Consider the following 25,200-nt stretch of genomic DNA (forward strand, 5'->3'; position numbering starts at 1 on the left):
GCTGGGTGGTTGAGCGCCGGACCGTCGGGGAGGGCCACGCTACCGTTCGGTAGCCGACCGCTGACCGGCGAAGACGCGGGAACCGGGTGGTTTCGCCTCGACGGCCAAATCGATACATGCGCATCTTGACGAAGTGGTTGCGTGTGAGTAGCGTCTCCTCATCCTTTTGGAAAGTTTCCTAACTGTTTGGAGACGCCACATGAAGAGATCGCTCCGCCGGGCCATCTGGGTCGGCGCCGTGGTCGCGGTGACCGTCGCCACGGTCCCGATGGCCTCGGCGTTCGGCGCCGGAAGCGTGACCACCTCGTTCACCCGGGTGTCGGACTGGGGGACCGGTCACGAGGCGCGGGTCACCATCACCAACGGTTCCGACGCCAGCGTGAGCACCTGGCGTGTCGAGTTCGAGCTGCCCTCCGGCACCAGCATCAGCAGCTCCTGGGACGCCGACGTCACCCGCAACGGCAACCGCTACGTGGCGGTCAAGAAGAGCTGGGCCGGTGCGCTCGCTCCGGGCGCCTCCTTCAGCTGGGGCTACAACGGCACCGGCGCGTACCGGGCTCCGCTGAACTGCACCGTCAACGGCGCGCCGTGCGGCGGTGGGACCCCGCCGCCGACCACCACCCCGCCGACGACGACTCCGCCCACCACCACTCCGCCCACCACGACGCCTCCGACCACGACACCCCCGACCACGACGCCGCCGAACCCGGGCGCGCAGAAGGTGGTCGGCTACTTCGCCCAGTGGGGCGTCTACGCCCGGAACTACCACGTCAAGAACATCCACACCAGCGGCTCGGCCTCGAAGCTGACCCACATCCTGTACGCCTTCGGTAACACCACGGGCGGCCGGTGCACCATCGGGGACAGCTACGCCGACTACGAGAAGGCGTACACCGCGGCGGAGAGCGTCGACGGCGTGGCCGACACCTGGGACCAGCCGCTGCGGGGCAGCTTCAACCAGCTGCGCAAGCTCAAGAAGATGTACCCGCACATCAAGGTGATCTGGTCGTTCGGTGGCTGGACCTGGTCCGGCGGCTTCACCCAGGCCGCGCAGAACCCGGCTGCCTTCGCCGAGAGCTGCTACAACCTGGTCGAGGACCCGCGCTGGGCGGACGTCTTCGACGGCATCGACATCGACTGGGAGTACCCGAACGCCTGCGGCCTGACCTGTGACGCCAGCGGCCCGAACGCGTTCAAGAACGTGGCCAGCGCGCTGCGTACTCGATTCGGCTCGGGCAACCTGGTCACCGCCGCGATCACCGCGGACGGCAGCAACGGTGGCAAGATCGACGCGACCGACTACGCCGGCGCCGCCACGCACCTCAACTGGATCATGCCGATGACGTACGACTACTTCGGCGCCTTCGCCCCGCAGGGCCCCACCGCCCCGCACTCGCCGCTCACCTCGTACACGGGTATCCCGCAGCAGGGCTTCTGGTCGGACGCGGCCATCCAGAAGCTCAAGAGCAAGGGCATCCCGGCCAACAAGCTGCTGCTCGGCATCGGCTTCTACGGCCGCGGCTGGACCGGGGTCACCCAGACCACGCCGGGCGGCACCGCGACCGGCCCCGCCCCGGGCACCTACGAGCAGGGCATCGAGGACTACAAGGTCCTCAAGAACACCTGCCCGGCCACCGGCACCGTGGGCGGCACCGCGTACGCCAAGTGCGGCAGCAACTGGTGGAGCTACGACACCCCGTCGACCATCGGCGGAAAGATGACGTACGCGAAGAACCAGGGCCTCGGTGGCGCATTCTTCTGGGAGCTCTCCGGTGACACCAGCAACGGTGAGCTGATCGGCGCCATCAAGGGTGGCCTCGGCTGAGCCGACGGCCAACGCACCACCCACACGACGGGGAGGGGCCCGCACCGGCCCCTCCCCGTCCGGCTTGCCTGTAAGGAGGGGCCCCTTGTTAACGCCTCCGGTAGAGCAGGGGCCCCCTGTTAACAAACTGCCCGGTGCGCCGAGCCGGCCGCCATCAGGCGCCGGCTCCGCGCCGCTCCGGTCGCGTGTCTTAACAGGGGGCCCCTCCTAAACAAAAGGCGTTAACAAGGGGCCCCTCCTTGCGCCGGCGGCGGGTGTGACAGACTCGCCGCTCGACCGTGTCTCGATGTCCGTCGTCGGGAGGTAGCGATATTGGTCACGTACCGGCGACCGGCCGCAGCCGCCGTGCTGCTCGCGACCGTGCCGTTCGCGCTGTTCGGCTGCGGGCTCGTCGGCGGCGAGGACGAGGCGGAGAAGCCGGGACGGGCACCCGCCGAGGAGGCGCTGCTCAAGTCCCGGGAGCGGGTCCAGGCGTACCTCGACGCGATGACGGCCAAGGATGTGGCGGCCGGCCGCAGCCAGCTCTGCGCGGTGCTGCACGAGGCGTTCGACCTCGCCGCCACGGAAGCGAACGGTGACTTCGCGGACCACTTCAAGGTGGCGCGGTCCGAGATCACCGACATCCGGCCCGGCCCGGCCGGGCAGGAGGTCAGTACCTCGGTCACGGTGACCGTCGGCAGCCGCAAGGCCACCCGCCCACTGCTGTTCACGGTCACCCGTGACGGGCTCGACTGGTGCATCTCCGACGAGCGGCCCGGCGCGAACAGCCCCAACCCGGCACCGACGCCCTGACCTGCGCCATCAGCCACGGTCGTCCATCTACCGGAACCCGCCCCCTCGCCGGGCGCTCCTTCCTCTGGTCGCCGTACGCTGAATGTCATGCGCCATGAGTGGCATCAGCTGAGTCATCCGGCGGTGGGCAGCCGGGTGCTGCAGACCAGCCGCCCGACCGTCGACTCCGCCGAGGACGAGGCCTTTGGCCTGGACCGCTGGCGGGAGCTGCCGCGCGCCCAGACTCCGCCCTGGCCGGACCAGGACCAGGTAGCCGAGGTCTGCAAGGTGCTCGACACGGTGCCGTCGGTGGTCGCTCCGTACGAGGTCGATCAGTTGCGCCAGCGCCTCGCGCTGGTCTGCGAGGGCAAGGCGTTCCTGCTGCAGGGCGGTGACTGCGCGGAGACGTTCGTCGACAACACCGAGAGCCATCTGCTGGCCAACGCCCGCACGCTGCTGCAGATGGCGATCGTGCTCACCTACGGCGCGTCCCTGCCGGTGGTCAAGGTGGCCCGGGTCGCCGGGCAGTACACCAAACCCCGGTCGCTGCCGACCGACGCCCGCGGCCTGCCCGCCTACCGCGGCGATTTGATCAACTCGCTGGAGGCCACGCCGGAGGCACGGATCGCCGACCCGCAGCGCATGATCCGGGCGTACGCGAACTCGGCCGCCGCGATGAACATGCTCCGCGCCTACCTCGCCGGTGGGCTGGCCGACCTGCACGCCGTGCACGACTGGAACAAGGGCTTCGTGCGCAACTCGCCGGCGGGCGAGCGGTACGAGGCCATCGCCAGGGAGATCGACCGGGCGCTGGCCTTCATCCGCGCCTGCGGGATGACCGACGACGAGGCGCTGCGTACGGTCACCCTGTACTGCTCGCACGAGGCGCTGGCCCTGGAGTACGACCGGGCGCTGACCCGGGTCTCCGGTCGCCGGCCGTACGGGCTCTCCGGCCATTTCCTGTGGATCGGCGAGCGCACCCGGCAGATCGACGGCGCGCACATCGACTTCATCTCCCGCATCGCCAACCCGATCGGGGTCAAGCTCGGCCCGACCACCACGCCGGACGAGGCGATCGAGCTGTGCGAGAAGCTGAACCCGGACAACATCCCCGGCCGGCTCACCCTGATCAGCCGGATGGGTAACCACAAGGTCCGTGACGCGCTGCCGCCGATCGTGGCCAAGGTGACCGCCGCCGGGGCCAAGGTGGTGTGGCAGTGCGACCCGATGCACGGCAACACCCACGAGTCGTCCAACGGCTACAAGACGCGGCACTTCGACCGGATCGTCGACGAGGTGCTGGGCTACTTCGAGGTGCACCGGGGCCTGGACACCCACCCGGGCGGTCTGCACGTGGAGCTGACCGGTGAGGACGTCACCGAGTGCCTCGGCGGCGCCCAGGGCATCGCCGACCTCGACCTGCCCGACCGGTACGAGACCGCCTGCGACCCCCGACTCAACACCCAGCAGTCACTGGAGTTGGCCTTCCTGGTGGCGGAGATGCTCCGTGGCTGACGCGAGGAGTGAGCTTGCGAGCCCCGCAGTCGCAGCCGAGAGGGATGACCGTGGCTGACGCGAGGAGTGAGCTTGCGAGCCCCGCAGTCGCAGCCGAAAGGGATGACCGTGGCTGAGCAGTCGGGGCGGGTGCCGATTGACCTGCGGTCGGACACGGTGACCCGGCCCACCCCGGGGATGCGGGAGGCGATGGCCACCGCAGAGGTCGGTGACGACGTCTACGGTGAGGACCCGACGGTCAACGCCCTGGAGGCCGAGGTCGCCGCGTTGTTCGGGCACGAGGCGGCGTTGTTCTGCCCGAGTGGGTCGATGGCCAATCAGATCGCCCTGCAACTGCTGGTACCGCCCGGCACCGAGCTGCTCTGCGACGCCGACGCGCATGTGGTCACGTACGAGATGGGGGCCGCCGCCGCGTACGGCGGAATCACCTCGCGGACCTGGCCTGCCGTGGGTGCCCAGATCGACCCCGACACGGTCGCCGGCATGATCCGTCCCGACGGCTACTGGGCGGTGACCACCCGGGCGATCGCCGTGGAGCAGACCCACAACCGTGGCGGCGGTGGGGTGATTCCGCTGGCCACGCTGCGTGAGCTACGCCGGGTCGCCGACGCCGCGCAGTTGGCGCTGCACTGCGACGGTGCCCGGATCTGGCACGCCCACGTCGCCGACGGGGTGCCGCTGGCCACCTACGGCGGGCTTTTCGACACCCTGTCGGTCTGCCTGTCCAAGGGGCTTGGCGCGCCGGTCGGCTCGCTGGTCGTCGGCGCGGCCGACCGGATCGAGCGGGCCCGGGTGATCCGTAAGCGGATGGGCGGTGGACTGCGTCAGGCCGGCATCCTGGCCGCCGCCGGCCGATACGCGCTGGCCCACCATGTCGACCGGCTCGCCGCCGACCACGCGAAGGCCGCCAGGCTGGCCGAGGCGATCGCCCCGTTCGGGGTGCTGGCCACCGCCGTGCGTAGCAACCTGGTGCCGCTGGACCTGACCAAGGCGTCGCTGGACGCCCCGGGGCTCGCTGCCGCCGCGCGCGCCGAGGGCGTCCTGATCTCGGTGCTCGGGCCGAGAACGGCCCGACTGGTCACCCACATGGACGTCACCGACGCCGCCGTGGACCACGCCGCCGCCGTGCTCACCAACATCCTCCGCCGCTGACCCGTCCGCTGCGTTGATCAAGAGGTTTGCGTCAGGATCCGTTGCCCGGATGACGTAAGCCTCTTGATCAACTGGCCGGTGTGAGACGGCGGAGGGTGGCGATGTCGACGGCGTGGCCCTCGTGGCGCTCGCTGGGGGTCTCGACCAGGATCGGTACGCCAGCGGTGGCCGGGTGGCGCATCAACTCGGCGAAGGCGGGCTCGCCGATCGTGCCCTTGCCGATGTTCTCGTGCCGGTCGCGGGTGGAGCCGCACAGGTCCTTCGAGTCGTTGGCGTGCACCAGCCGCAGTCGCTCCGCCCCGACGGCGGCGACCAGGCTGTCCAGCGTCTCGGTCATCCCGCCCTCGGCGGCCAGGTCGTGCCCGGCGGCCCAGGCATGGCAGGTGTCGAAGCAGACGCCGAGCCACGGGTGCCGATCCACCGCGTCGAGGTACGGCCCGAGCTGCTCCACCCGGCAGGCCAGCGATCGGCCGCCGCCGGCGCTCGGCTCGACCAGCAGCATCGGGCCGCCGGCCGCTGCGGCGGAGTCCAGCAGCGGCAGCAACGACTCGCGTACCTGCCGCATCGCGGTCTCGGCGTGCCCGGCGTCCACCGCGCTGCCGGCGTGGAAGACCACCCCGCGTGCCCCGACGGCGGCGCCCCGGCGCAACGCGTGGGCCAGGGTCAGGGTCGACCGCTCGACCGTGGCCTCGGTCGGTGAACCCAGGTTGACCAGCAGCGACGCGTGGATGTAGGTCGCGACGCCCCGCTCGGCGCAGCCGTCACGGAACAGCGTGTCCTGCGCCGGATCTCCGGCCGGCATCGCCCACCCTCGGGAGTTGCCGACGTATACCTGTGCCACCTGGGAACCGGCGGCGTCGATGTACGGCAGCGCCGCCTTCGCCAGCCCGCCCGAGGTGGGCGTGTGCGAGCCGATCGGCCGGTGGCCGGGGTCGGGATTCATCATCAGAAGCAGCCGATGGTGATCTGGGTCCCCGGGGGTACCTGGGCGTTCTCGTTCGGGTTCTGGAACCGGGTGACGGCGTTCGGGTTGAACTGCACCGTCACCTGGAAGCCCTGACTCTCCAGCACCTGCTTCGCCTGCTGACAGGGCAGGTCGATCACCCGGGGTACGGTCACCTGCGGCGGCCCCTTGCTGACCTCCAGCCGGACCTGGGCGTCCTTCTCCACGCCGCTGCCGACGGCCGGGCTCTGCCCGAGCACCTCGTCGCGTGGCTTGTCGGACTCCTTGTACGTCGGCTCCACCAGAACCAGGCCGAGCTGCGCGATCTGCGCGCGGGCCTCGTTGAGGTTCTTGCCGACCAGATTGGGCACCGTGATCGGGGCCCGGCCCTTGCTGAGGATCACGGTGATCTCGTCGCCGGGCCTGACCTCCTTGCCCGCCTCCGGGCTGGTGGCCACCACCACGCCCTCCGGCAGGCCGTCGTCGAAGCGGGCGGTGCCCTTGACGACCTCCAACTGGGCGCTGACCAGATCCGCCTCGGCCAGGTCGAACTCCTTGCCGACCACGTCCGGCAACTCGAAGCGCTCCGGGCCCAGCGAGAGGGTCAGGGTGATGGTGCCGCCCTTGAGGATCCGGGCCGCCGAGGCGGGCTCCTGCGCCACCACACCGTCACGCGGCACCTGGTCGTCGTGGCGCGGGTCGGCGTAGCGCAGGGTGAAGCCCGACTGGGATGCCTGTGCCTCCGCCTCGACCTTGCTCATGCTGACCAGTTCCGGCGTGGTGGTGTAGCGGCCCACCCCGAACCACCAGCCGCCGAGCGCGGCCACCAGCCCGAGCACCACCACGACGGCGGCGACGCCCAGGCGTCCGCTTCCCCCGCCGGTCAGTCGGGTACCCAGCGCGGCCAGCCGGGAGCCCAGGTCGCCCGCCGCGCTCGGGGCAGCCCGGCGCCTGCCGCGGGTCGGCTGGCCGCCCTCCGGCAGCCGGGCCCAGGTGGGTCGCTCGGGCGGACGGACCGCCGCCACCACCATCGTGGGCTGGGACACCGCGGGGCCGTCGGACACCGACGGCAGCATCGCGGTTTGGCTGTTCGCGGTACCGAGACCGTCCCGGGCCACCTGCACCTCGGCCAGCAGGGCGCCGGCGTCGGAGGGGCGGGCCGCCGGGTCTCGGCGGGTGGCCCGGGCGACCAGGTCGTCGAGCAACCTCGGCAGGCCGGGCACCAGTGTCGACGGTGCGGGAACGTCCCGGTCGACGTGCTGCCAGGCGATGTCGATCGGCCGGTCACCCTCGTACGGCACCCGGCCGGTGAGCATCTCGAACAGCACGATGCCCGCCGAATAGACGTCCGTGCGGGCGTCGGCCCGGCCGTCGGTGACCAGCTCGGGGGCGACGTACGCCACGGTGGCCATCAGCTGGTTGCCGTTGTCGTGGTCGGTGCTGGCCTCGACCGCCCGGGCCAGCCCGAAGTCGGTGACCTTGACCACGCTGTCGACGAGGTTGGAAGGGCCGCCGCTGGGCGCCTCGGCCACCAGCACGTTCTCCGGCTTGATGTCGCGGTGCACCAGCCCGGCACGGTGGGCGGCGGCGACCGCGGCGAGCATCTGCTCGGTGATGGCCAACGCCTCGTCCGGGTTGAGCCGACGCCGTTCGGTCAGCAGCTCGCGCAGAGTGCGCCCGCGGACGAACTCCATCACCAGGTACGGCCGCCCGGCGTGGGTGCCCTGGTCGTAGACCGCAACGACGTTCGGGTGGGTGAGCCGGGCGATCGTCTTGGCCTCGTCGGTGAACCGGTCGACGAAGTTTCCCGCGCCGGCCCGGCCCGGCGGGCCCTGGGTCGAGTGAATGATCTTGATCGCCACGGCGCGTTCGAGCCGCTCGTCCATGGCGGTGTACACGGTCGCCATGCCGCCACGGGCCACGCGACCGCGAATGCGGTAGCGCCCGTCGATCAGCGAGCCCAGCAACGTGTCGGCGACCTGTGTGTCCATCGGCAGGCAGTCTATGTGTCGGGGTGATGAAGGTTGAACAGGATGCTACAGCCGGGCGGACATTCGTGGGTCCGCCGCGCGGACAGCGGAAAGATCTGCCCTGCTCAACACGGCTGTCGGGAGGTCGTTGACCGCGGGTGGGGGTGGCGTGGCAGGGTGTTGCGCGTGACCGACTCCGTACCCGCCGATACCGCCGCGCCCGGGGCTGGCCCCGCCGCGTCCGGCTGGCTGACCCTGCCGGACGTCGCCGAGCGGCTCGACCTGCCGATCAGCAAGGTCCATCAGCTGATCCGGGATCGGGAGCTGATCGCGGTACGCCGCGACGGTGTCCGCCGGATCCCGGCCGACCTGGTGGCCAACAGCACCGTGCTCAAGCATCTGCCCGGCGTGCTGAATCTGCTGGCCGACGCCGGCTACGACGACGAGGCGGCGCTGCGCTGGCTCTACGAGCCCGACGACACGCTGTCCGGCGGTACCCCCGCCGCGGCCCTCGCCGGCGACCACGCCCGGGAGGTCAAGCGACGAGCCCAGGCCCTCGGCTTCTAGCCTGCCTGCTGCCTGCTGCCTGCTGCCTGCTGCCTGCTGCCTGCTGCCCGGCTTCAGTCGGCGCGGCGGGTGGCGGCGATGGCCAGGTCGACCAGGGCCTGGCGGGCCTCGGTCTCCAGGTCGACGGCGGTCAGCGCGGCGAGCGCCGCGTCGGTCAGTGTGACGATGCGTTGCTCGGTACGGGCCAACGCGCCGGTGGCGACGATCAGCTCGCGCAGCCGGGCCACCCCGTTCGCGTCCAGGTCCGCGTCGCCGAGCCCGCCCAGCAGTAACGCCCGACCGGCCTCGTCGGTCGCCTCCAGCGCGGCAGCCACGAGGTACGTCCGCTTGCCCTCGCGCAGGTCGTCGCCGGCCGGCTTGCCGGTCTGGGCCGGGTCGCCGAACACCCCGAGCACGTCGTCGCGCAGCTGGAACGCCTCACCCAGCGGCAGCCCGTAGGCCGAGTAGGCGATGCGTACGTCGGCTGGCGCGTCGGCCAGCGCCGCGCCGACCAGCAGCGGCCGTTCCACCGTGTACTTCGCCGACTTGTACCGGGCGACCTTGCCGGCCCGCTCCACCGAGGTGTCGCCGGTGGCCTGGGTCAACACGTCGAGGTACTGCCCGACGGTGACCTCGGTGCGCATCTCGTCGAAGTCCGGCCGGGCGCGGGCCACCGCCCGTGGATCGAGCCCGGCGGAGTGCAGCAGCTCGTCGGACCAGACCAGGCACAGATCGCCCAGCAGGATCGCCGCGGCGTCGCCGAAGCCGTCCGGGTCGCCGCCCCAGCCGGCGGACCGGTGCCGGGTGGCGAACCGGCGGTGTATGGCTGGTTCGCCCCGGCGGGTGTCCGAGCGGTCCATCAGGTCGTCGTGGATCAGGGCGCTGGCCTGGACGAACTCCAGTGCGGCGAGGGCGGTCACCACCGGATCGGTGTCCACCCCGCCGGCTCCTCGGTACCCCCAGTAGGCGAACGCCGGCCTTAGTCGTTTGCCGCCGCCCAGCACGAACGCCTCGATCGCCTCGGCGACGGGCACCAGGGCGTCGTCGACGTCGGTCATCCAGGCTCGACGGCGGGCGAGGAAGTCCGACAGTGCCCGGTCGACCCGTTGGCGCAGGCTGGCACGGTCGACGGGGGAGACAGGAGCAGCGTGGGTCACGTCCCGACGCTAATGGGTCGGGACGCGACGCGCCGACCCACCCGGCTCCCGGCGCGTCGTGGCCCGGCTGCTCAGCGGCCGGGTGGGCGTGCCGGCGGTGCCCGGTCGGGTGCGCCGGGTGGCGGGTCGGCCGCGGCCACCGGTCGTGGCGGGTGGCCGCCGATCATCCCGGGACGCGAGAACCTGGGTGAGCCAGCCGCGCCAGAAGCGTCCGGGCACGCGTACCTGGCGCTCCCATCGCGAGATCTCGTGCCGACTCAGCGTGGCCACGCCGGCGGCCGCGCAGAGTTCGGCGGCGAGCCGGGACTGGCTCCAGCCCCGGGCAAGCCGGAGCCGGGCCACCATCGGGCCGGTCACCATCGGGCCGGCCACCATCGGGTCGGTCAGGGAGGGGGTCATGGGTCCTCCGGGGTCGGCGGAGGTGGCCCGGCCCGCCCACCCCCGGGACGGTGCCGGTGCGCCACCGGTCGGACAGCTGACCCCCGCGCGACCCCCGGTGCGGTGTCGGCCACACCCACGCTGAACACAGAACTACCCCAGAGGTGTGACGGTTTCGCCGGCCTGCCCGTCGTCCCCACCGCTGGGAAGCTGGTAGGGGTCTCCGGCTCGGCCCGCTAGAGTCGACGTGTGGCGCTCGGACTTCCCTCGATCCTCCCGAATTCGCAACCGGCGATCGGGGAGTTGGTGCGCGACTGCCAGCCGACCTTCTCCTTCGAGTTCATGCCGCCGAAGGACGAGCAGGGTGAGCGGCAGCTCTGGCAGGCCATCCGCGAGTTGGAGCCGTTGCGGCCCTCGTTCGTCTCGATCACCTACGGTGCCGGCGGCTCGACCCGGGACACCACGGTCGCGGTCACCGAGCGGATCGCCACCGAGACCACCCTGCTGCCGATGGCTCACCTGACCGCCGTCAACCACTCCGTCGCCGAGCTGCGGCACGTGATCGGTCGGCTGGCCGGCGTCGGCGTGCGCAACATGCTGGTGGTACGCGGTGATCCGCCGGGCGACCCCACCGGCGAGTGGATACCGCATCCCGAGGGTGTGCACTACGCCGAGGATCTCGTCCGCCTGGTCCGCCGCTCCGGTGACTTCAGTGTCGGCGTCGCCGCCTTCCCGTACCGGCATCCGCGCTCGCCGGACGTCGCCACCGACACCGAGTACTTCATCCGTAAGTGCCGGGCCGGCGCGGAGTTCGCGGTCACCCAGATGTTCTTCGACGCCGACGAGTACCTGCGCCTGCGCGACCGGGTGGCCGCCGCCGGCTGTGACACCCCGATCCTGGCCGGGGTGATGCCGGTGACCCGGCTCGGCACCATCGAACGGTCGGTGCAGCTGTCCGGGGCGCCCTTCCCGGCGGCACTGGCCGCGCGCTTCGAGCGGGTCGCCGACGATCCGGAGGCGGTCCGCCGGCTCGGCATCGAGCAGACCAGCGAAATGTGCCGGCGACTGCTCGACGAGGGCGTCCCCGGGATCCACTTCATCACCTTCAACCGGTCCACCGCCACCCGGGAGATCTGGCAGAACCTGCGGGTCAGCGCCGCGACGTGACATCCGGCGCGCGACACCTCAGCGCCGTCGTGACGGTTGAACCGTGGTGGGCAGACAGCTGAACTGGAACGAGTACGCCACCGCGTGGGCGCGGCTGCACGGCGGGTTCGACCCCCGGGCAGCCACCCCGGTGGTACGCGGCTGGCTGCGATTCTCCTACCACGTCGGGTTCCTGCTGGGCCGGCTGCGGGTCGGACCGACCGCGGTGACGGTGGCCGGGGTACTGCTCTGCCTCTGCGTACCGCTGCTCGCGGTCCGGCCGGGCGACGGACCGTTCCTGGGCGCGCTGTTCGTGCTGCTCGCCTCGGTGGCCGACAGCGTCGACGGTGCGGTGGCGGTGACCACCGGCCGTACCACTCGGCTCGGCTACGTCTACGACTCGCTGGCCGACCGGCTCGGCGAGGCCGCCTGGCTGGTGGCTTTCTGGCTGGTCGGCGCGCCGGGTGCGCTGGTGGTGGCGGGCGGTGCGCTGTCCTGGCTGCACGAGTACGTCCGGGCCCGTGCGGTCGCCGCGGGCATGCGGGAGATCGGCGCGGTCACCGTGGGGGAGCGTCCCACCCGGGTCTGCGTGGCCGTGGCCGGGCTGCTGCTGGCCGGCCTGACCGGCCTGATCCAGGCGGACCTGGCCGCCGGCACCATCACCATGGCGACCGCGGTCTGGGTGCTGCTCGCCGCCTTCGGGCTGGGGCAGCTGATCTCCGCCGTTCGCCGGGCACTGATCGACGTCGGCTGACCGGGTACCGCCCCGGTGCGTTAACAAGGGGCCCTTCCTATACCGCAGGCGTTAACAGGGGGCCCCTCCTTGCACCTACCAGGCGGGGCCGATCGCGTCGGCGACGATCTGCGCGGACAGGGTCACCATCGGCAGGCCGCCGCCCGGGTGGCTGGACCCGCCGACCAGCCACAGGCCGCTGGCCGGGCCACGGTTGGCCGGGCGGAGCAGGCCACCGGCGGTGCCGTAGATGCTGCCGCCCGGCGCGCCGGTCGCGGTGGCCAGGTCGGCCGGGGTACGAATGTCGCGGAACACCAGCCGGTCCCGCACGTCCACCCCACGCTCGGCCAGCACGTCGAGGATCCGGTCGGCGTAGGCCTGCGCCAATCCCGGCCGGTGCCAGTCGACCGCGCCCGGCGCGGTGCCCTGCCGGGCGGCGTTGACCAGCACGAACCACGCCTCGTGCCCGGCCGGGCGGACCGCCGGGTCGTCCGCGATGGTGACGAAGACCGTCGGGTCGGCGGCCGGGCGGGCCGGTACGCCCCGTCCCGGATCGCCGAAGACCGCGTCGAACTCGGCGTCGTAGTCGCGCGGGAAGAAGACGTTGTGGTGGGCCAGCCCGGAGTCGCCGCGTACGCCGAGCAGCAGCACGAAGCCGGCCAGGCTGCGGTCGGTGAGCCCGGCCAGCCGGCGCGGGTCGGGCAGCAGGTCCCGGTAGACGGTGAGCGCGTCGACGTTGGCCACCACCACGTCGGCCGGCACGGGGGCGCGCTGCCCGGCGACGCGTACCCCGTGCACCCGGCCGCCCACCGCGTCGATCCGGGTGGCCTCGGCGCCGGTCCGCACGAGCACGCCGAGGTCCAGGCAGCGCGACAGCAGCGCGTCGGCGAGGGTGCCCAGCCCGCCGCGCAGGTACCAGCCGCCGAAGGCCAGCTCGGCGTAGGGGACCGCGACCAGCGCGGCCGGTGCGCGGCGCGGGTCGGCGCCGGTGTAGGTGGCGTACCGGTCCAGCAGCATCCGCAGCCGGGGGTCGGAGATCAGGGTGCGACCCAGCCCACGGAGGCTCTGCCCGGGTCTGATCGCCGCCAGGTCGCCCAGCCGCCAGGCCAACCGGGCCAGGTCGCGGGGCGAGTCGACCCGGCGGCGCAGGATGTCGCGTTCGGATGCCCGCCACACCCGGGCGGCGCGCCGCCACAGTCGCTGCCAGTCGGCGGCGGCCCGGTCACCGAGGGCCGCGCCGATGCGGGTGGTGAACTCGGCCGGGTCGGCGCAGGAGTCGAGCACCGGGCCGCCGCCGGGCAGGACGTGCCGCACGATCGGGTCCAGCGGTACCAGGTCGAGATACTCGTCGAGCTTGGCGCCGGTGGCCTCGAACAGCTCGTGGAAGACCTGGGGCAGCGTGAGCAGGCTGGGGCCGGTGTCGAAATGGAACGAGCCCTGCGGGGTGTCCCGGGTGTGCCGCCCCAGCTTGCCGCCGACCTGTTCGGCGCGTTCCAGGATGGTCACCTGGTGCCCGGTGACGGCCAGCCGGGCGGCGGCGGCCAGCCCACCCACGCCGGCGCCGATGACCACGATCCGCGCCATGCCGTGCCCTCCCAGGCTCTAGCCCACCGGACGGCCGCGCCAGGACAGGCGCCGCCGCTTGCGCAGATGGTACGACCGCAGGGTCAGCCAGCCGAGGACCGCGACCGAAACGGGGTGGCCCAGCGCGTCGGGCCACGCCCGCCCGCCGGTGGCCCGGGCGCTGACCATCCGCCCGGCCACCCCCATCAGGTACGTCAGCAGGGCGACCCCGGCCACCGCCGGCGCGCCGGCGAGCAGCGCGCCGGCGGCGACCACCGGCGGCGCGGTGTAGAGCAGCAGGAGCAGGGTCAACACCACGGCGGCGGCGACCGGGTGCCCGAACGAGGCCCAGAGCGACTTGGTGTAGCCGTCGCGCAACTGCGGCCAGTCCTCGTACATCCGGCAGGTGGCCAGCCGCGAGCCGTCGGCGAGGGCGATCCGGCCGCCGGCGCGCTTCACCGCCCGGGCCAGCTCGATGTCCTCCAGCACCCGGTCGGCGACGGCCGCGTGCCCGCCGGCCCGCAGGTAGCCGGCCCGGTCCACGGCCAGGAACTGCCCGCCGGCCGCGGCCAGCGACGGTCGTGGCGAGCGCTCCATCGCCCGTAACGGCAGGAAGGTCAGCCACAGCCACTGCAACAGCGGCTGCACCAGCCGGTCGGCCGCCGTCCGCACCACGATCCGGGGGTACGGCGACAGCAGCGTCGCCCCGGCGGCGCGCAGTTCGGTGACCGCCGCCGCCACGGCGTACGGGCCGAGCACCACGTCGGCGTCCACGAAGACCAGTGCGGTGGCCGACGCCTCGGCGCGGGTGGCCAGCTGCCAGCAGGCGTGCGGCTTGCCCAGCCAGCCCGGTGGTGGGGCGGCACCGGTGAGCAGGGTGACCCGGGGATCGTCGGCGACCACCGCGCGGACCACGTCCGCGGTGCCGTCGGCCGAGCCGTCGTCGAGCACCACGACCCGCAGCCCGGGGACGCCACGCTGGTCGAGCAGGGCGCGCAGGCACGGGGTGACCCGGGTGGCCTCGTCGCGCAGCGGCAACAGCACCGTCACCGCCTCGGTGACCTCCACCGGCCGGTCGGTGGGGCGGCGCAGCCACCGGCCGGCGTTGACCACGGTGTGCGCGGTCAGCGCGGCGACGCCGAGCAGCAGGACGAGCGCCGCGGTCATGCCGCGACGTCGACCGGGGATCGCGGCGAGCCGGCGTCGCGGTCGTGGGCCCGGCGGGTCCGCAGCAGCGTGACCGCCAGCGGCACCGCGACCACCGCCATGCCGGCCGCACCCCACAGCGCCGAGGCGGGCAGGTCGAGGAAGACGGCGTGGGCGAGCACGCTGGAGCCGTACGTCCACAGGTAGAGCGCGTACATCGGGTGGTCGCGGGCGTCGGTGGTGGCCACGGCGGGCCCGGCGAGCGGGCGCAGCGCGGTCATCATCAGCACCGCGAACAGCAGCCAACCGAGGTAGTTGCTGACCGGGATGCCGGGCAGGCCGGGCAGCGCCGGGGTGGCATCCCGCCACACCCAGTGACCTTCGGCCACCATCTGCGGGTCGAGGAAGAGGTCCCAGGCGGCCAGCCCGACCGTGGCCAGCGCGATCCGCCCCGGCCACCGCCACCGCGCCACCGGGCGACCTCCCGGTCCGGCGGTGAGCCGGGTCGCCGCCAGCCAGGCCGGCCAGGCCATCCAGGTCCACGCCAGCGGAATGATCAGCGGCACCCCGGCGAGCTTCGGGCCGAGCTGACCGGAGTAGTCGTAGCTGCCGAACGGGAAGCCGGTGGCCACGCCGAGCGCCTCGATGGCGAAACCGCCCCCGGTGGCCACCGCCACCAGCGCCACCGCCGCCCGCGGTCCCCGGCTGGCCAGCGCGTGACCGACCGACAGCAGGTAACCGAGCACGACGGTGGCCACGGTCAGCCGGGCCCGGGTCGTCCCGCCGGTCAGCGGGTAGCAGATCTGCGCCAGCACCAGCAGGGCCAGCAGTGTCCATCCGTAGCTGCGGGCCAGCCGGGCCGGTGACCGTCCGGTCATGACCGGACGGGCGGCGGTGTCGGCCCCGGCGCCGGCAGGGGAAGGTCCCGGCCGAGCACCCCGAACGGACGTTCGTCACCGGGAAAACGGAAGTCGCGCAGCACGTCGACGAAGCCGAACCGCCGGTACAGCCGCCAGGCGCGCGAGGTGTGCTCGTCGGCCTCCGGGGTGGACAGCAGCGTGGTCGCGCCCTCGGCCATGCTCAGCAGGGCCCGCAGTTGTCCGGCGCCCAGTCCGTGCCCCTGCGCCGGTGGCCGTACGTGCAGCTCGACCACCTCGAAGCAGTCGGTGAGCCAACGCTGCCGGGTGGCCGGGTCCAGTGCCCGCCAGACCTGGTCGTGCCACCACTGGCCGGACCCGCCGACGTAGCCGTAGCCGAAGCCGGCCAGGTGGCCCTCGTCGGTCAGGCTGGCGACGGCGCGAAAGCCGGGCCGGCGCACGTGGGTGGCGATGTAGCCGCGACGGGCCTCCAGCAGGTCGGCGCGGTAGCCCATCGCCTCGCCGTAGACGGCCACCACGTCGCTCAGCCGCCGGAGGAGATCGTCCGGTGTCCACCGAACCAACCTCATGCCCGTCCACCCTTCGCCGGGGCACCGCCGTCGGTGACCCACCCCAGTACCGTCCGGTCACCGACCACGTCACGCACCTCGAACCGTGAGAACAGTTCCTCCGCGTACCACCGTTCGGTGGGGGTCCGGGTGATCGCGGCCCGGTGCTCCGGGTGACGGTACGCGAACGCCACGAGATCCGCCGGATCACGCCACACGCTCACCGTGCCCTGCCAGCCCAGCGGCGCCTCGCCGACGCCGAAGCGGGCCAGCAGCCCGGGTGCCGCGTGCAGGGCGGCGGCGACCGGTGGAACCGCCCGCCAGAAGGTGAGCGCCCGCGCCGGGCGCAGCCGGGCCCGGGTCAGGGCCAGTACCGGACCGGCGACCCGACCGCCGGCGGGATCGCCGAAGGGTCGCCGGCCGGACCATTCGCCCCGGCTGGTCAGCGGCCGCAGGTCGAGTCGGACACCCGCCCGGGCGATGCCGGACCAGGCCCGCCCCACCGGCGAGTCGGCGAACCGGGTGGCCGCGGCGGCGGAGTCCCACACCGTCAACGCCGCCCAGCGGGTCAGGTCGGCGTCACCCGGCCCGAAGCCGGTGCCGGTCCCGGTGCCGAGCAGCTTGCCGAACCGCACGCCGGGCAGGGCGCGCAGCCGGCGAGGGTCGAGCCCCATCCGGGTCAGTGCCCGGGGCAGGGCGCTCCGGGGGACCCGCCACACGTGCAGGGTGACCAGTTCCGGGACGGTCTCCGCGGTGTTCACGCCACGTCGGTCGGGACACCGCCGGTGACCCGCAACAGCTCGGCGTACGTGGTGGGGAAGACTGCCTGCGGTACGCCACCGGCGGCCCAGATCTCGTCGTACTTGTCGAGGGCGGTGTCGACCAGCGTGCGCAGCGGCTGCGGGTGACCCACCGGGGCGACTCCGCCGATCACCTGCCCGGTGTGCTCCTTGACGAAATGCGGGGTGGCCCGGCGCAGCCGGGTGACGGTGAGCCGGGTGGCCAGGCCGGCGGTGTCCACCCGGTGCGCGCCGGAGGTGAGCACCAGCAACGGGGCCCCGTCGGCGTCGAAGACGAGCGAGTTGGCGATGGCGCCGACGTCGACGCCGAGCGCCTCGGCGGCGGCCGCGGCGGTGTGCACGGCGTCGGGCAGCAGGCGGACCGTGGCGGGCGCGCCGGAGCCGTCGCGCGCCTGGGCGGTGTCGAGGGAATCCTGCACCGCCCGGACGTTCGGGTGTGACTGCATGCCGCCATTCTTCCCGGTACGCGGGCCGCCTGCGCAGCCGGCCACACCGTCAGGGCCGGCTGCGGACGACGTCGCCCGGGCGGTTGCGGGCGGGATCCCGTTCAGCTCGGTGGGTGACGCAGCGTCAACGACTGGAACCGGTAGCCGCGGCCGGTGTCGACGGGGTGGAAGTCCACGACGTCGAACCGCGCGGCGACAGCGAAGCCGAGCAGCTGCTCGTCGGTGCGCCATGAGAAGAACCGTGGCGGCACGTGCTGGTCATCGTCGATGGGGCCCTCGGCGCTCTCGTCGCCGCCGTATACCCCGACGAAGAAGAGTCCGCCGGGGCGCAGCACCGCCCGGATCGCCGCCAGGACTGCGGGCAGGTCATGGTTGGGCACGTGCAGCAGGCAGTTCATCGCGAACACCGCGTCAAACGAGCCGGCCGGGAAGCTCAGGTGCAGGAAGTCCATGACGTGGGCCTCGACGCCCTTGGCCCGGCAGCGCTCGACCATCACCGGCGACAGGTCGGCCGCGACGACGGCACAGCCTTCCTGCTGGAAGTACGCGCTGTCCTGCCCGGTGCCGGCGCCGATCTCCAGCAACCGCGCCCCCGGTGCCAGACGGTCGTGGAACGCCTGCCGCTCCGTCAGCTTCCACGGTTCCCTGGTGAGCCCGTCACGCCAGGCCGCGCGGGTGTCGTACGCCTGACGCAGCGGGTCGAGCACCTCGTCGTATCGGACAGTCATGCCAGTCATTATCGACGCGCGGTAGATGACGGACATGCCGGCGAGCAGCGGGGCCTGCCGACAGCCGGCGCGTCACACGTTGCGTTTTTGTCGGAGGGAGGGTGTACTGTCAGCAGCAGTTAGAACGAGTGTTCGATTCCCTCGAACGTTCGTTCCAACCCCTCGGGGTGCGGGTGTTTCGCGGCATCGGCTCCCGACAGGTGCGGTGCCGCGGACCGCACCGGGCTCCGGGCAGTCGCGAGTCCGGACCCATCAGGCAGGACCGTCGTCCGCCGCCCACGACCCCCGGGCGGCGGACGACGGACCCGCCGGTACGCCGGCCGGGTGTGGTGTGGGGAAGCTCCGCACCCGGCCGGCCGCCCACCTGGTGCGTCTTCCTCCGCACCGCCCGCCGCGGGCGTCCCGCGCCGACGGACCTGCTCCGTCGCGTGGCCTGCCCGCCCCGGTCCACCTGGAGGAGACCATGCCGACCAGTCCGGCTCAGGCGCCGACGGTGCCCGCGCACGTGCTGCCGCACCGCACTCCCGTCCAGTTGATCGCGGTGGCCCGGCACGGGCTCACCGAGGCCGCCCGGACCGGCCCCGACGGCCTCCGGTACGCCGCCGCCCACCTCGCGGCCCTGCGTGCCGCTGCCGCGGTGCTCGCCGCCCGGGCCCGTCCCGCACCCACCCGACGCCACCGGATCACCAGCGTCTGGGTCCTGCTCGCCGGTGTCGCCCCCGAACTCGACGAGTGGGCCAACTACTTCGCCCTCGGCGCCGGCAAGCGGGCCGCCGCCGAGGCGGGCATACCCCGGGTGGTCACCGCCCGGGAGGCCGACGACCTGCTCCGGGCCGCCGAGGAGTTCGTGACGGTGGTGGAGTCGACGCTCGGTCTGGCGCACCAGCCGGCGATCGAAGGTCTCGTCGCCTGAGCCGCGGCGTCCGACCGCCACTGGCGGGACCCAGGGTGGCCGGACGCCGCCCCGCCGCATGTCCTTCTGACTCATGACAGCACCATCCACGGGCCGGCGGCCCGTGGTGACACGACGGGGGGTAGGTCCGATGGCGGGCCGGATGGTGGTCGGTTCCGCCGCGCTGGCCGGGTTGGTGCGTCCGGCCAGCGCACCCGACCCGGCGGGTGGGCATCGGGTGCTGCCCGTGCGGCCGGAGCTGACCGGGCTGCTGCCCGGCCGGGGGTTGCGGCGCGGCAGCACCATCGCGGTCGGCGTCGGGCAGACCCGGCACAGCGGCACCGCGTCCTTGCTCCTGGCGCTGCTCGCCGAGGCCTCGCGCGCCGGCTCGTGGTGCGCCGTGGTCGGGGTGCCGACCTTCGGTGCCGGGGCGGCGGCCGAGGCCGGGATCGCCCTGGATCGGCTGGCCCTGGTGCCGCAGCCCGGGCCGGAGTGGCCCACCGTCGTCGCCGCCCTCATCGACGGGGTCGACGTGGTGGTCACCGCTGTGCCGTCCGCCCTCGCCGCCTCCGTCGCCGACCGGCTGGCCGCGCGGGTCCGGCAGCGCGGCAGCGTGCTCGTGCCGTACGGCCGGTGGGACGGCGCGGACGTGACGCTCCAGGTGGTCCGTGGGGTCTGGGACGGGCTCGGGGCGGGGCGGGGGCGGCTACGCCGCCGGGAGGTGACGATCTCGGCTCGAGGGCGTGGCGCCGCCGCCCGCCCCAGGGAGGTCAAGGTCTGGCTACCCGGTGACGAACTGACCCGGGTCATCCCCGGCCCGGCCGCCGGCCGGCCGGGCACCAGCGGGCGGCTGCGAGTGGTGGCGCCGTGAGTGAACCGGTCCGGACCCTGCTGCTGTGGTGCCCGGACTGGCCGGTTCTGGCTGCCGAGATCGCCGACGGGGTGCCCGCCACCGATCCGGTCGCGGTGCTGCACGCCAACCGGGTGGTGGCCTGCTCCGAGCGGGCCCGCGCCGAGGGCGTACGCCGAGGACTGCGTCGGCGGGAGGCACAGGGACGCTGCCCACAGCTCACCGTCGTCGACCACGATCCCGGCCGGGACGCCCGGGCGTTCGAGCCGGTGGTGGCCGCGGTCGAGGAGGTGGCGGTCGGGGTCGAGGTGATTCGCCCCGGGGCCTGCGCGCTGGCCGCCCGGGGGCCGAGCCGCTATCTGGGTGGCGAGGAGGCGGCCGCCGAGCGGATCATCGAGCACGTCGCCCACAGCTGTGCGGTGGAGAGCCAGGTCGGCATCGCCGCCGGGGTCTTCGCCGCCGGGCTGGCCGCCCGGCGGGGTCGGATCGTGCCACCCGGCGGGACGCCGGAGTTCCTGGCCGGCCAGCCTGTCGCGGCGCTCGGCCGGCCCGCCCTGGCCGACCTGCTGCGCCGGCTCGGGATGCGTACGCTCGGCGACTTCGCCGCGCTGCCCGCCGGCGACGTGCTGGCCCGGTTCGGATTCGACGGGGTGCTGGCCCACCGGCTGGCCGCCGGGCGGGACGACCGGCCGCTCGCGGTACGGCGTCCGCCCGCCGACCTGACGGTCACCGCCGATCTCGACGAGCCGATCGAACGGGTCGACGTGGCGGCGTTCGCGGCCCGGACGCTGGCCGAGCGGCTGCACGAACGGCTCGCCGGGTACGGGTTGGCCTGCACCCGGCTCGGCATCGAGGCGGTCACCGCGCACGGCCAGGAGCTGCACCGGGTCTGGCGGCACGACGGTCTGCTGAGCGCGGCGGCCATCGCCGACCGGGTCCGCTGGCAACTGGACGGCTGGCTCTCCGGAGGCGGTCGCGGCGGTGACCGGCCGGCCCGCCCCACCGCCGGGATCATCCGGTTGCGGCTGGTGCCGGACGGGGTGCTCGCCCAGGCCGGTCTGCAACCGGGGCTGTGGGGTGAGACCGGCGCGGAACGGGAGCGGGCGCACCGCGCGCTGAGCCGGGTGCAGGGTCTGCTCGGCCCCGAGGCGGTGGTCACCGCGGTGCTCGGCGGTGGACGGTCGCCGGACGACCAGACGCGGCTGGTGCCCTGGGGCGACGAACGGCTCCCGGCCCGACCCGGCGCGGTGGGATCGGGCGGGCCGAGATCTGGTGGGTCCGGGGCCGCGGTCGGGTCCGAGGGAAAGCCGCCTCGGGTGGGTGGCCGGGCGAGCTCCGGGCCGGCCGTACCGTCCTGGCCGGGGCGACTGCCGCCGCCCTCGCCGGCCGTGGTGCTGCCCGTCCCGCTCGCCGTGAGCGTGCTGGACGCCACCGGCGTACCGGTGGTGGTGAGCGCGCGGTTGGCGGTGAGTGCCCCGCCGGCCCGGCTGGTCATCGATCCGGCCGCGGCGGCCATCGCTCCGGCGGGGGCCATCGTCCCCATCGGCGGGGGTGCGTCGGCGGAGATCGTCGGCTGGGTCGGCCCGTGGCCGGTCGACGAGCGGTGGTGGGCCCCGGCCGAGGCGCGCCGGCGGGCCCGATTCCAGGTCCGCCTGGCCGATGGTGGCGCACTGCTGCTCGCCGTCGAGGCCGGCCGATGGCTGCTGGAAGCGATCTATGACTGAGACAGATCTGGATCATGGGTGGGGTCGGTGAGTTTCCACAATCCGCAGTTGCCCTGGTCGGAGTTGGAGCGGGTGCTCTCCGGGAAGCCGGGTGGGAAGGGGCAGCGCGACGGGAGGCGGGGGGATGCAGGCGGCGGGGGGTGGGGGGACGGAGGTGACGGTGGGGGGCGGCACCTGCATGTGGTGGATCCCCTCGCGGTCGACGCCGACGGGGGAGACTCGCCCGCCTGGAGCCGGCGGCGGGAGCACTACCAGCCGCCGGAGCTGACCCGTCCCGATGGCGTGGTGCCGTACGCCGAGCTGCACGCGCACACCAACTTCAGCTTCCTCGACGGCGCGAGCCATCCGGAGGAACTGGCCGAGGAGGCCGTCCGGTTGGGGCTCACCGCGCTCGCCGTCACCGACCATGACGGCCTCTACGGGGTGGTGCGCTTCGCCGAGGCGGCCCGCGCGCTGCACCTGCCGACGATCTTCGGGGCGGAGCTGTCCCTCGGTATGTCCAGCACACAGGGGGGACGTAGCGGCGTACCCGACCCGGTCGGCAACCACCTGCTGGTCCTGGCCCACGGCCACGAGGGGTACGCCCGGCTGGCCGCGACCATCGCCCGCGCCCAGCTGCGGGGCGGCGAGAAGGGCCGTCCGGTCTACGGGGAGCTGGAGGAGATCGCCGGCGAACTGCGTGACCACGTGCTGGTGCTCACCGGCTGCCGCAAGGGGCACGTGCCGGCCGCCCTGCTCACCGAGGGGGTCGACGCGGCGGCTCGCGAGCTGGATCGGCTCTGCGCGCTGTTCGGCGCGGAGACGGTGGCGGTGGAGCTGAGCGACCACGGGCACCCGGTCGACGGCGACCGCAACGACGCCCTGGCCGAGCTGGCCGCCGGCGCCGGGCTGCCCACGGTGGCCACCAACAACGTGCACTACGCCACCCCGGGGCGGCGGCGGCTGGCCACCACCCTGGCCGCCGTCCGGGCCCGACGCGGCCTCGACGAGATCGACGGTTGGTTGCCCGCCGCGGGCACCGCCCACCTGCGCGACGGCGCCGAGATGGCGGCCCGGTTCGCCGCCTACCCGGGTGCGGTGGCCCGGGCCGCCGAGTTCGGCGCGGAGCTCGCCTTCGACCTCCAGCTCGTCGCACCGCAGCTGCCCGCGTACCCGGTGCCGCCGGGGCACTGCGAGATGAGCTGGCTGCGGCAGCTCACCGAGCGGGGCGCGCGGGAACGCTACGGCCCACCCGAGGCACACCCGCAGGCGTACGCGCAGCTCGACCACGAGCTGAACATGATCGAGGAGTTGGGCTTCCCCGGCTACTTCCTGGTGGTCTACGACATCGTCGACTTCTGCCGGCGGGAGAACATCTACTGCCAGGGCCGGGGTTCGGCGGCCAACTCGGCGGTCTGCTACGCGTTGCGGATCACCAACGTGGACGCGGTCCGGCACCGGCTGCTGTTCGAGCGGTTCCTGGCCCCCGAACGCGACGGCCCGCCCGACATCGATGTGGACATCGAGTCCGACCGCCGGGAGGAGGTCATCCAGCACGTCTACGCCCGCTACGGCCGGGAGCACACCGCCCAGGTGGCCAACGTGATCTCCTACCGGCCCCGCTCGGCGGTGCGGGACGTGGCCAAGGCGTTCGGCTTCTCGCCCGGCCAGCAGGACGCGTGGAGCAAACAGATCGACCGGTGGGGCGACGTGGCCACGGTCGACGTGCCGGAGATCCCCGAGCAGGTGATCGCGTACGCGAACGAGTTGCAGACCTTCCCCCGGCACCTGGGCATCCACTCCGGTGGCATGGTGATCTGCGACCGGCCGGTGATCGAGGTCTGCCCGGTGGAGTGGGGGCGGATGCCCGGGCGCAGCGTGCTCCAGTGGGACAAGGACGACTGCGCCGCCGTCGGCCTGGTCAAGTTCGACCTGCTCGGCCTGGGCATGCTCTCGGCGCTGCACTACGGCTACGACATGATCGGGATGAGTCTGGATCTCGGCGACATGGCACTGGACGACCCCGAGGTCTACGACATGCTCTGCCGGGCCGACTCGGTCGGGGTGTTCCAGGTGGAGAGCCGGGCCCAGATGGCCACCCTGCCCCGCCTGCGGCCTCGTGAGTTCTACGACCTGGTGGTCGAGGTGGCGCTGATCCGGCCCGGCCCGATCCAGGGAGGTTCGGTGCACCCGTACATCCGGCGCAAGAACGGCCAGGAGCCGGTGACCTACCCGCATCCGCTGATGCGCAACGCGCTGGAGAAGACCCTCGGCGTGCCGCTGTTCCAGGAGCAGCTGATGCAGCTCGCCATCGACCTGGCCGGCTTCGACGCGGCCGAGGCCGACCAGCTGCGCCGGGCGATGGGCGCCAAGCGGTCCGTGGAGCGGATGGCCCGGATCGCCGACCGGCTCTACGCCGGCATGGCGCAGCGGGGCATCCGCGGCGAGCTGGCCGACGACGTCTACCGCAAGCTGACCGCGTTCGCCAGCTACGGCTTCCCGGAGAGCCACGCGATGAGCTTCGCCTACCTGGTCTACGCCAGCTCCTGGCTCAAGCGCTACCACCCGGGCCCGTTCCTGGCCGCGCTGCTGAGCGCCCAGCCGATGGGCTTCTACTCGCCGCAGACCCTGGTGGACGACGCCCGCCGGCACGGGGTGGAGGTACGCCGCCCGGACGTCAACGCCAGCGGCGCGAAGCCGGTGCTGGAGTCCACCCCGCAGAGCCGCTGGGGCAGCCAGCCGGGGGAGCCGCCGCACGCCTGGGGGCTGGGCGGGCCGGCCGTGCGGCTCGGGCTGTCCAGCGTCCGTACCCTCGGTGACGGTGTGGCCGAGCGGATCGAGGCCGAGCGGACGGCGGGCGGTCCGTACCGCGACATGTCGGACCTGGCCCGGCGGGTGGGTCTGACCGCCGCGCAGTTGGAGGCGCTGGCCACCGCGGACGCCTTCGCCTGTTTCGGGTTGACCCGGCGGCAGGCGCTCTGGGCGGCCGGCGCGGCGGCCCAGGAGCGGCCCGGCCGGCTGCCGGGCACGGTGACCGGCACGGCCGCGCCCACCCTGCCCGGAATGGAGGCGGTGGACCGGCTGGTCGCCGACGTGTGGGCCACCGGGTTGTCGCCGGAGAGCCATCCGGCCCGGTTCATCCGCCCGCAGTTGGACGCCGTGGGCGCGGTGCCGATCGACCGGTTGGGTCGGGTGGAGCCGGGTCGGCGGATCCGGGTCGGCGGGATCGTCACCCACCGGCAGCGGCCGGCGACCGCGGGCGGGGTGACCTTCCTCAACCTGGAGGACGAGACCGGGATGCTCAACGTCACCTGCTCGCCGGGGCTGTGGCAGCGGCACCGGCGGGTGGCCCGGACCAGCGCGGCGCTGGTGGTGCGGGGGCGGTTGCAGCGGCACGAGGGGGTGGTCAACCTGGTCGCCGACCGGCTGGAGGCGATCGAGCCACCGGTCAGCCCCGCCTCCCGCGACTTTCGCTGACCGGCGACCGGTCAGGTGCCCCTGGCGATCTGG

22 protein-coding genes are annotated in these 25,200 nt (G+C 73.4%); 11 read left to right on the forward strand and 11 right to left on the reverse strand.

Translation table 11 applies throughout. The annotated features are described in order from the left end of the window. Positions 1–199 precede the first annotated feature (199 nt). The 4 genes from BMY89_RS24110 to BMY89_RS24125 all read left to right on the forward strand — a co-directional run bounded on the left by BMY89_RS24110 (position 200) and on the right by BMY89_RS24125 (position 5,263). Positions 200–1,825 carry a glycosyl hydrolase family 18 protein gene (locus BMY89_RS24110; RefSeq protein WP_092382342.1) on the forward strand — a complete coding sequence of 542 codons (1,626 nt, stop codon included), beginning with the start codon at positions 200–202 and terminating at the stop codon, positions 1,823–1,825. 309 nt (positions 1,826–2,134) lie between these two features. Further along, positions 2,135–2,617 (forward strand): hypothetical protein, encoded by a 483-nt coding sequence (locus BMY89_RS24115; RefSeq protein ID WP_092382343.1) that lies wholly within the window; start codon positions 2,135–2,137, stop codon positions 2,615–2,617. Between the two features lie 87 nt (positions 2,618–2,704). Then, on the forward strand, positions 2,705–4,111 hold the full coding sequence (locus BMY89_RS24120; RefSeq protein ID WP_092382344.1) for a class II 3-deoxy-7-phosphoheptulonate synthase: 1,407 nt from the start codon (positions 2,705–2,707) through the stop codon (positions 4,109–4,111). A gap of 177 nt (positions 4,112–4,288) precedes the next feature. Next, on the forward strand, positions 4,289–5,263 hold the full coding sequence (locus tag BMY89_RS24125; protein ID WP_239096916.1) for a threonine aldolase family protein: 975 nt from the start codon (positions 4,289–4,291) through the stop codon (positions 5,261–5,263). Positions 5,264–5,330: 67 nt separating this feature from the next. Here the strand turns inward: BMY89_RS24125 and BMY89_RS24130 are convergent, their stop codons facing one another. After that, a complete protein-coding gene (locus tag BMY89_RS24130; RefSeq protein ID WP_372433294.1) occupies positions 5,331–6,209 on the reverse strand; it encodes a deoxyribonuclease IV in 879 nt (292 codons plus the stop codon). Continuing rightward, positions 6,209–8,197 carry a Stk1 family PASTA domain-containing Ser/Thr kinase gene (gene pknB, locus BMY89_RS24135; protein ID WP_092382347.1) on the reverse strand — a complete coding sequence of 663 codons (1,989 nt, stop codon included), beginning with the start codon at positions 8,195–8,197 and terminating at the stop codon, positions 6,209–6,211. Before pknB ends, BMY89_RS24130 begins: the two co-directional genes overlap by 1 nt. 165 nt (positions 8,198–8,362) lie before the next feature. On the opposite strand from pknB, the gene BMY89_RS24140 reads away from it, so the two are divergent. Next, a complete protein-coding gene (locus tag BMY89_RS24140; RefSeq protein ID WP_092382348.1) occupies positions 8,363–8,743 on the forward strand; it encodes an Rv2175c family DNA-binding protein in 381 nt (126 codons plus the stop codon). A 53-nt stretch (positions 8,744–8,796) separates the two neighbouring features. On the opposite strand, the gene BMY89_RS24145 is transcribed toward BMY89_RS24140, so the two are convergent. Beyond that, positions 8,797–9,879: a polyprenyl synthetase family protein gene (locus tag BMY89_RS24145; protein WP_092382349.1), complete on the reverse strand. Its 1,083-nt coding sequence runs from the start codon at positions 9,877–9,879 to the stop codon at positions 8,797–8,799. Positions 9,880–9,888: 9 nt separating this feature from the next. Next, positions 9,889–10,278 carry a helix-turn-helix domain-containing protein gene (locus BMY89_RS24150; protein WP_092382350.1) on the reverse strand — a complete coding sequence of 130 codons (390 nt, stop codon included), beginning with the start codon at positions 10,276–10,278 and terminating at the stop codon, positions 9,889–9,891. 228 nt (positions 10,279–10,506) lie between these two features. On the opposite strand from BMY89_RS24150, the gene metF reads away from it, so the two are divergent. After that, positions 10,507–11,424, forward strand: coding sequence for a methylenetetrahydrofolate reductase [NAD(P)H] (gene metF, locus BMY89_RS24155; protein WP_092382351.1), 918 nt, complete (start codon positions 10,507–10,509; stop codon positions 11,422–11,424). A 43-nt stretch (positions 11,425–11,467) separates the two neighbouring features. Continuing rightward, a complete protein-coding gene (locus BMY89_RS24160; protein ID WP_092382352.1) occupies positions 11,468–12,157 on the forward strand; it encodes a CDP-alcohol phosphatidyltransferase family protein in 690 nt (229 codons plus the stop codon). A gap of 75 nt (positions 12,158–12,232) precedes the next feature. Here the strand turns inward: BMY89_RS24160 and BMY89_RS24165 are convergent, their stop codons facing one another. The 7 genes from BMY89_RS24165 to BMY89_RS24195 form a co-directional block, all read right to left on the reverse strand. Then, positions 12,233–13,720: a phytoene desaturase family protein gene (locus BMY89_RS24165; protein WP_092382353.1), complete on the reverse strand. Its 1,488-nt coding sequence runs from the start codon at positions 13,718–13,720 to the stop codon at positions 12,233–12,235. Between the two features lie 18 nt (positions 13,721–13,738). Next, positions 13,739–14,866 carry a glycosyltransferase family 2 protein gene (locus BMY89_RS24170; protein ID WP_092382354.1) on the reverse strand — a complete coding sequence of 376 codons (1,128 nt, stop codon included), beginning with the start codon at positions 14,864–14,866 and terminating at the stop codon, positions 13,739–13,741. Further along, the gene (locus BMY89_RS24175) at positions 14,863–15,723 is read right to left on the reverse strand and encodes a carotenoid biosynthesis protein (protein WP_092382355.1); all 861 of its coding nucleotides are present in this window, start codon (positions 15,721–15,723) and stop codon (positions 14,863–14,865) included. The genes BMY89_RS24170 and BMY89_RS24175 overlap by 4 nt, the downstream gene beginning before the upstream one ends. Further along, positions 15,720–16,292, reverse strand: a complete 573-nt coding sequence (locus BMY89_RS24180) for a GNAT family N-acetyltransferase (RefSeq protein ID WP_092382356.1) — start codon at positions 16,290–16,292, stop codon at positions 15,720–15,722. Before BMY89_RS24180 ends, BMY89_RS24175 begins: the two co-directional genes overlap by 4 nt. Beyond that, complete coding sequence (locus tag BMY89_RS24185; protein ID WP_092382357.1) at positions 16,289–17,032, reverse strand: monooxygenase; 744 nt, start codon at positions 17,030–17,032, stop codon at positions 16,289–16,291. The genes BMY89_RS24180 and BMY89_RS24185 overlap by 4 nt, the downstream gene beginning before the upstream one ends. Beyond that, a complete protein-coding gene (locus BMY89_RS24190; protein WP_092382358.1) occupies positions 17,029–17,517 on the reverse strand; it encodes a YbaK/EbsC family protein in 489 nt (162 codons plus the stop codon). The genes BMY89_RS24185 and BMY89_RS24190 overlap by 4 nt, the downstream gene beginning before the upstream one ends. Positions 17,518–17,618: 101 nt before the next feature. Continuing rightward, positions 17,619–18,254 (reverse strand): class I SAM-dependent methyltransferase, encoded by a 636-nt coding sequence (locus BMY89_RS24195; RefSeq protein ID WP_092382359.1) that lies wholly within the window; start codon positions 18,252–18,254, stop codon positions 17,619–17,621. A gap of 454 nt (positions 18,255–18,708) precedes the next feature. On the opposite strand from BMY89_RS24195, the gene BMY89_RS24200 reads away from it, so the two are divergent. The 4 genes from BMY89_RS24200 (at position 18,709) to BMY89_RS24215 (ending at position 25,167) form a co-directional block, all read left to right on the forward strand. Further along, the gene (locus BMY89_RS24200) at positions 18,709–19,158 is read left to right on the forward strand and encodes an SAV_6107 family HEPN domain-containing protein (RefSeq protein WP_092382440.1); all 450 of its coding nucleotides are present in this window, start codon (positions 18,709–18,711) and stop codon (positions 19,156–19,158) included. A 130-nt stretch (positions 19,159–19,288) separates the two neighbouring features. Then, complete coding sequence (locus BMY89_RS24205) at positions 19,289–20,008, forward strand: hypothetical protein (protein WP_092382360.1); 720 nt, start codon at positions 19,289–19,291, stop codon at positions 20,006–20,008. Then, complete coding sequence (locus tag BMY89_RS24210; protein ID WP_092382361.1) at positions 20,005–21,711, forward strand: DNA polymerase Y family protein; 1,707 nt, start codon at positions 20,005–20,007, stop codon at positions 21,709–21,711. Before BMY89_RS24205 ends, BMY89_RS24210 begins: the two co-directional genes overlap by 4 nt. Before the next feature lie 27 nt (positions 21,712–21,738). Then, entirely contained in the window at positions 21,739–25,167 is a 3,429-nt protein-coding gene (locus tag BMY89_RS24215) for an error-prone DNA polymerase (protein ID WP_092382441.1), read from the forward strand. Positions 25,168–25,200: the final 33 nt, after the last annotated feature.

Origin of the sequence: Micromonospora phaseoli (assembly GCF_900109115.1) — a bacterium.
In the GTDB taxonomy this organism is placed as follows: domain Bacteria; phylum Actinomycetota; class Actinomycetes; order Mycobacteriales; family Micromonosporaceae; genus Micromonospora; species Micromonospora phaseoli.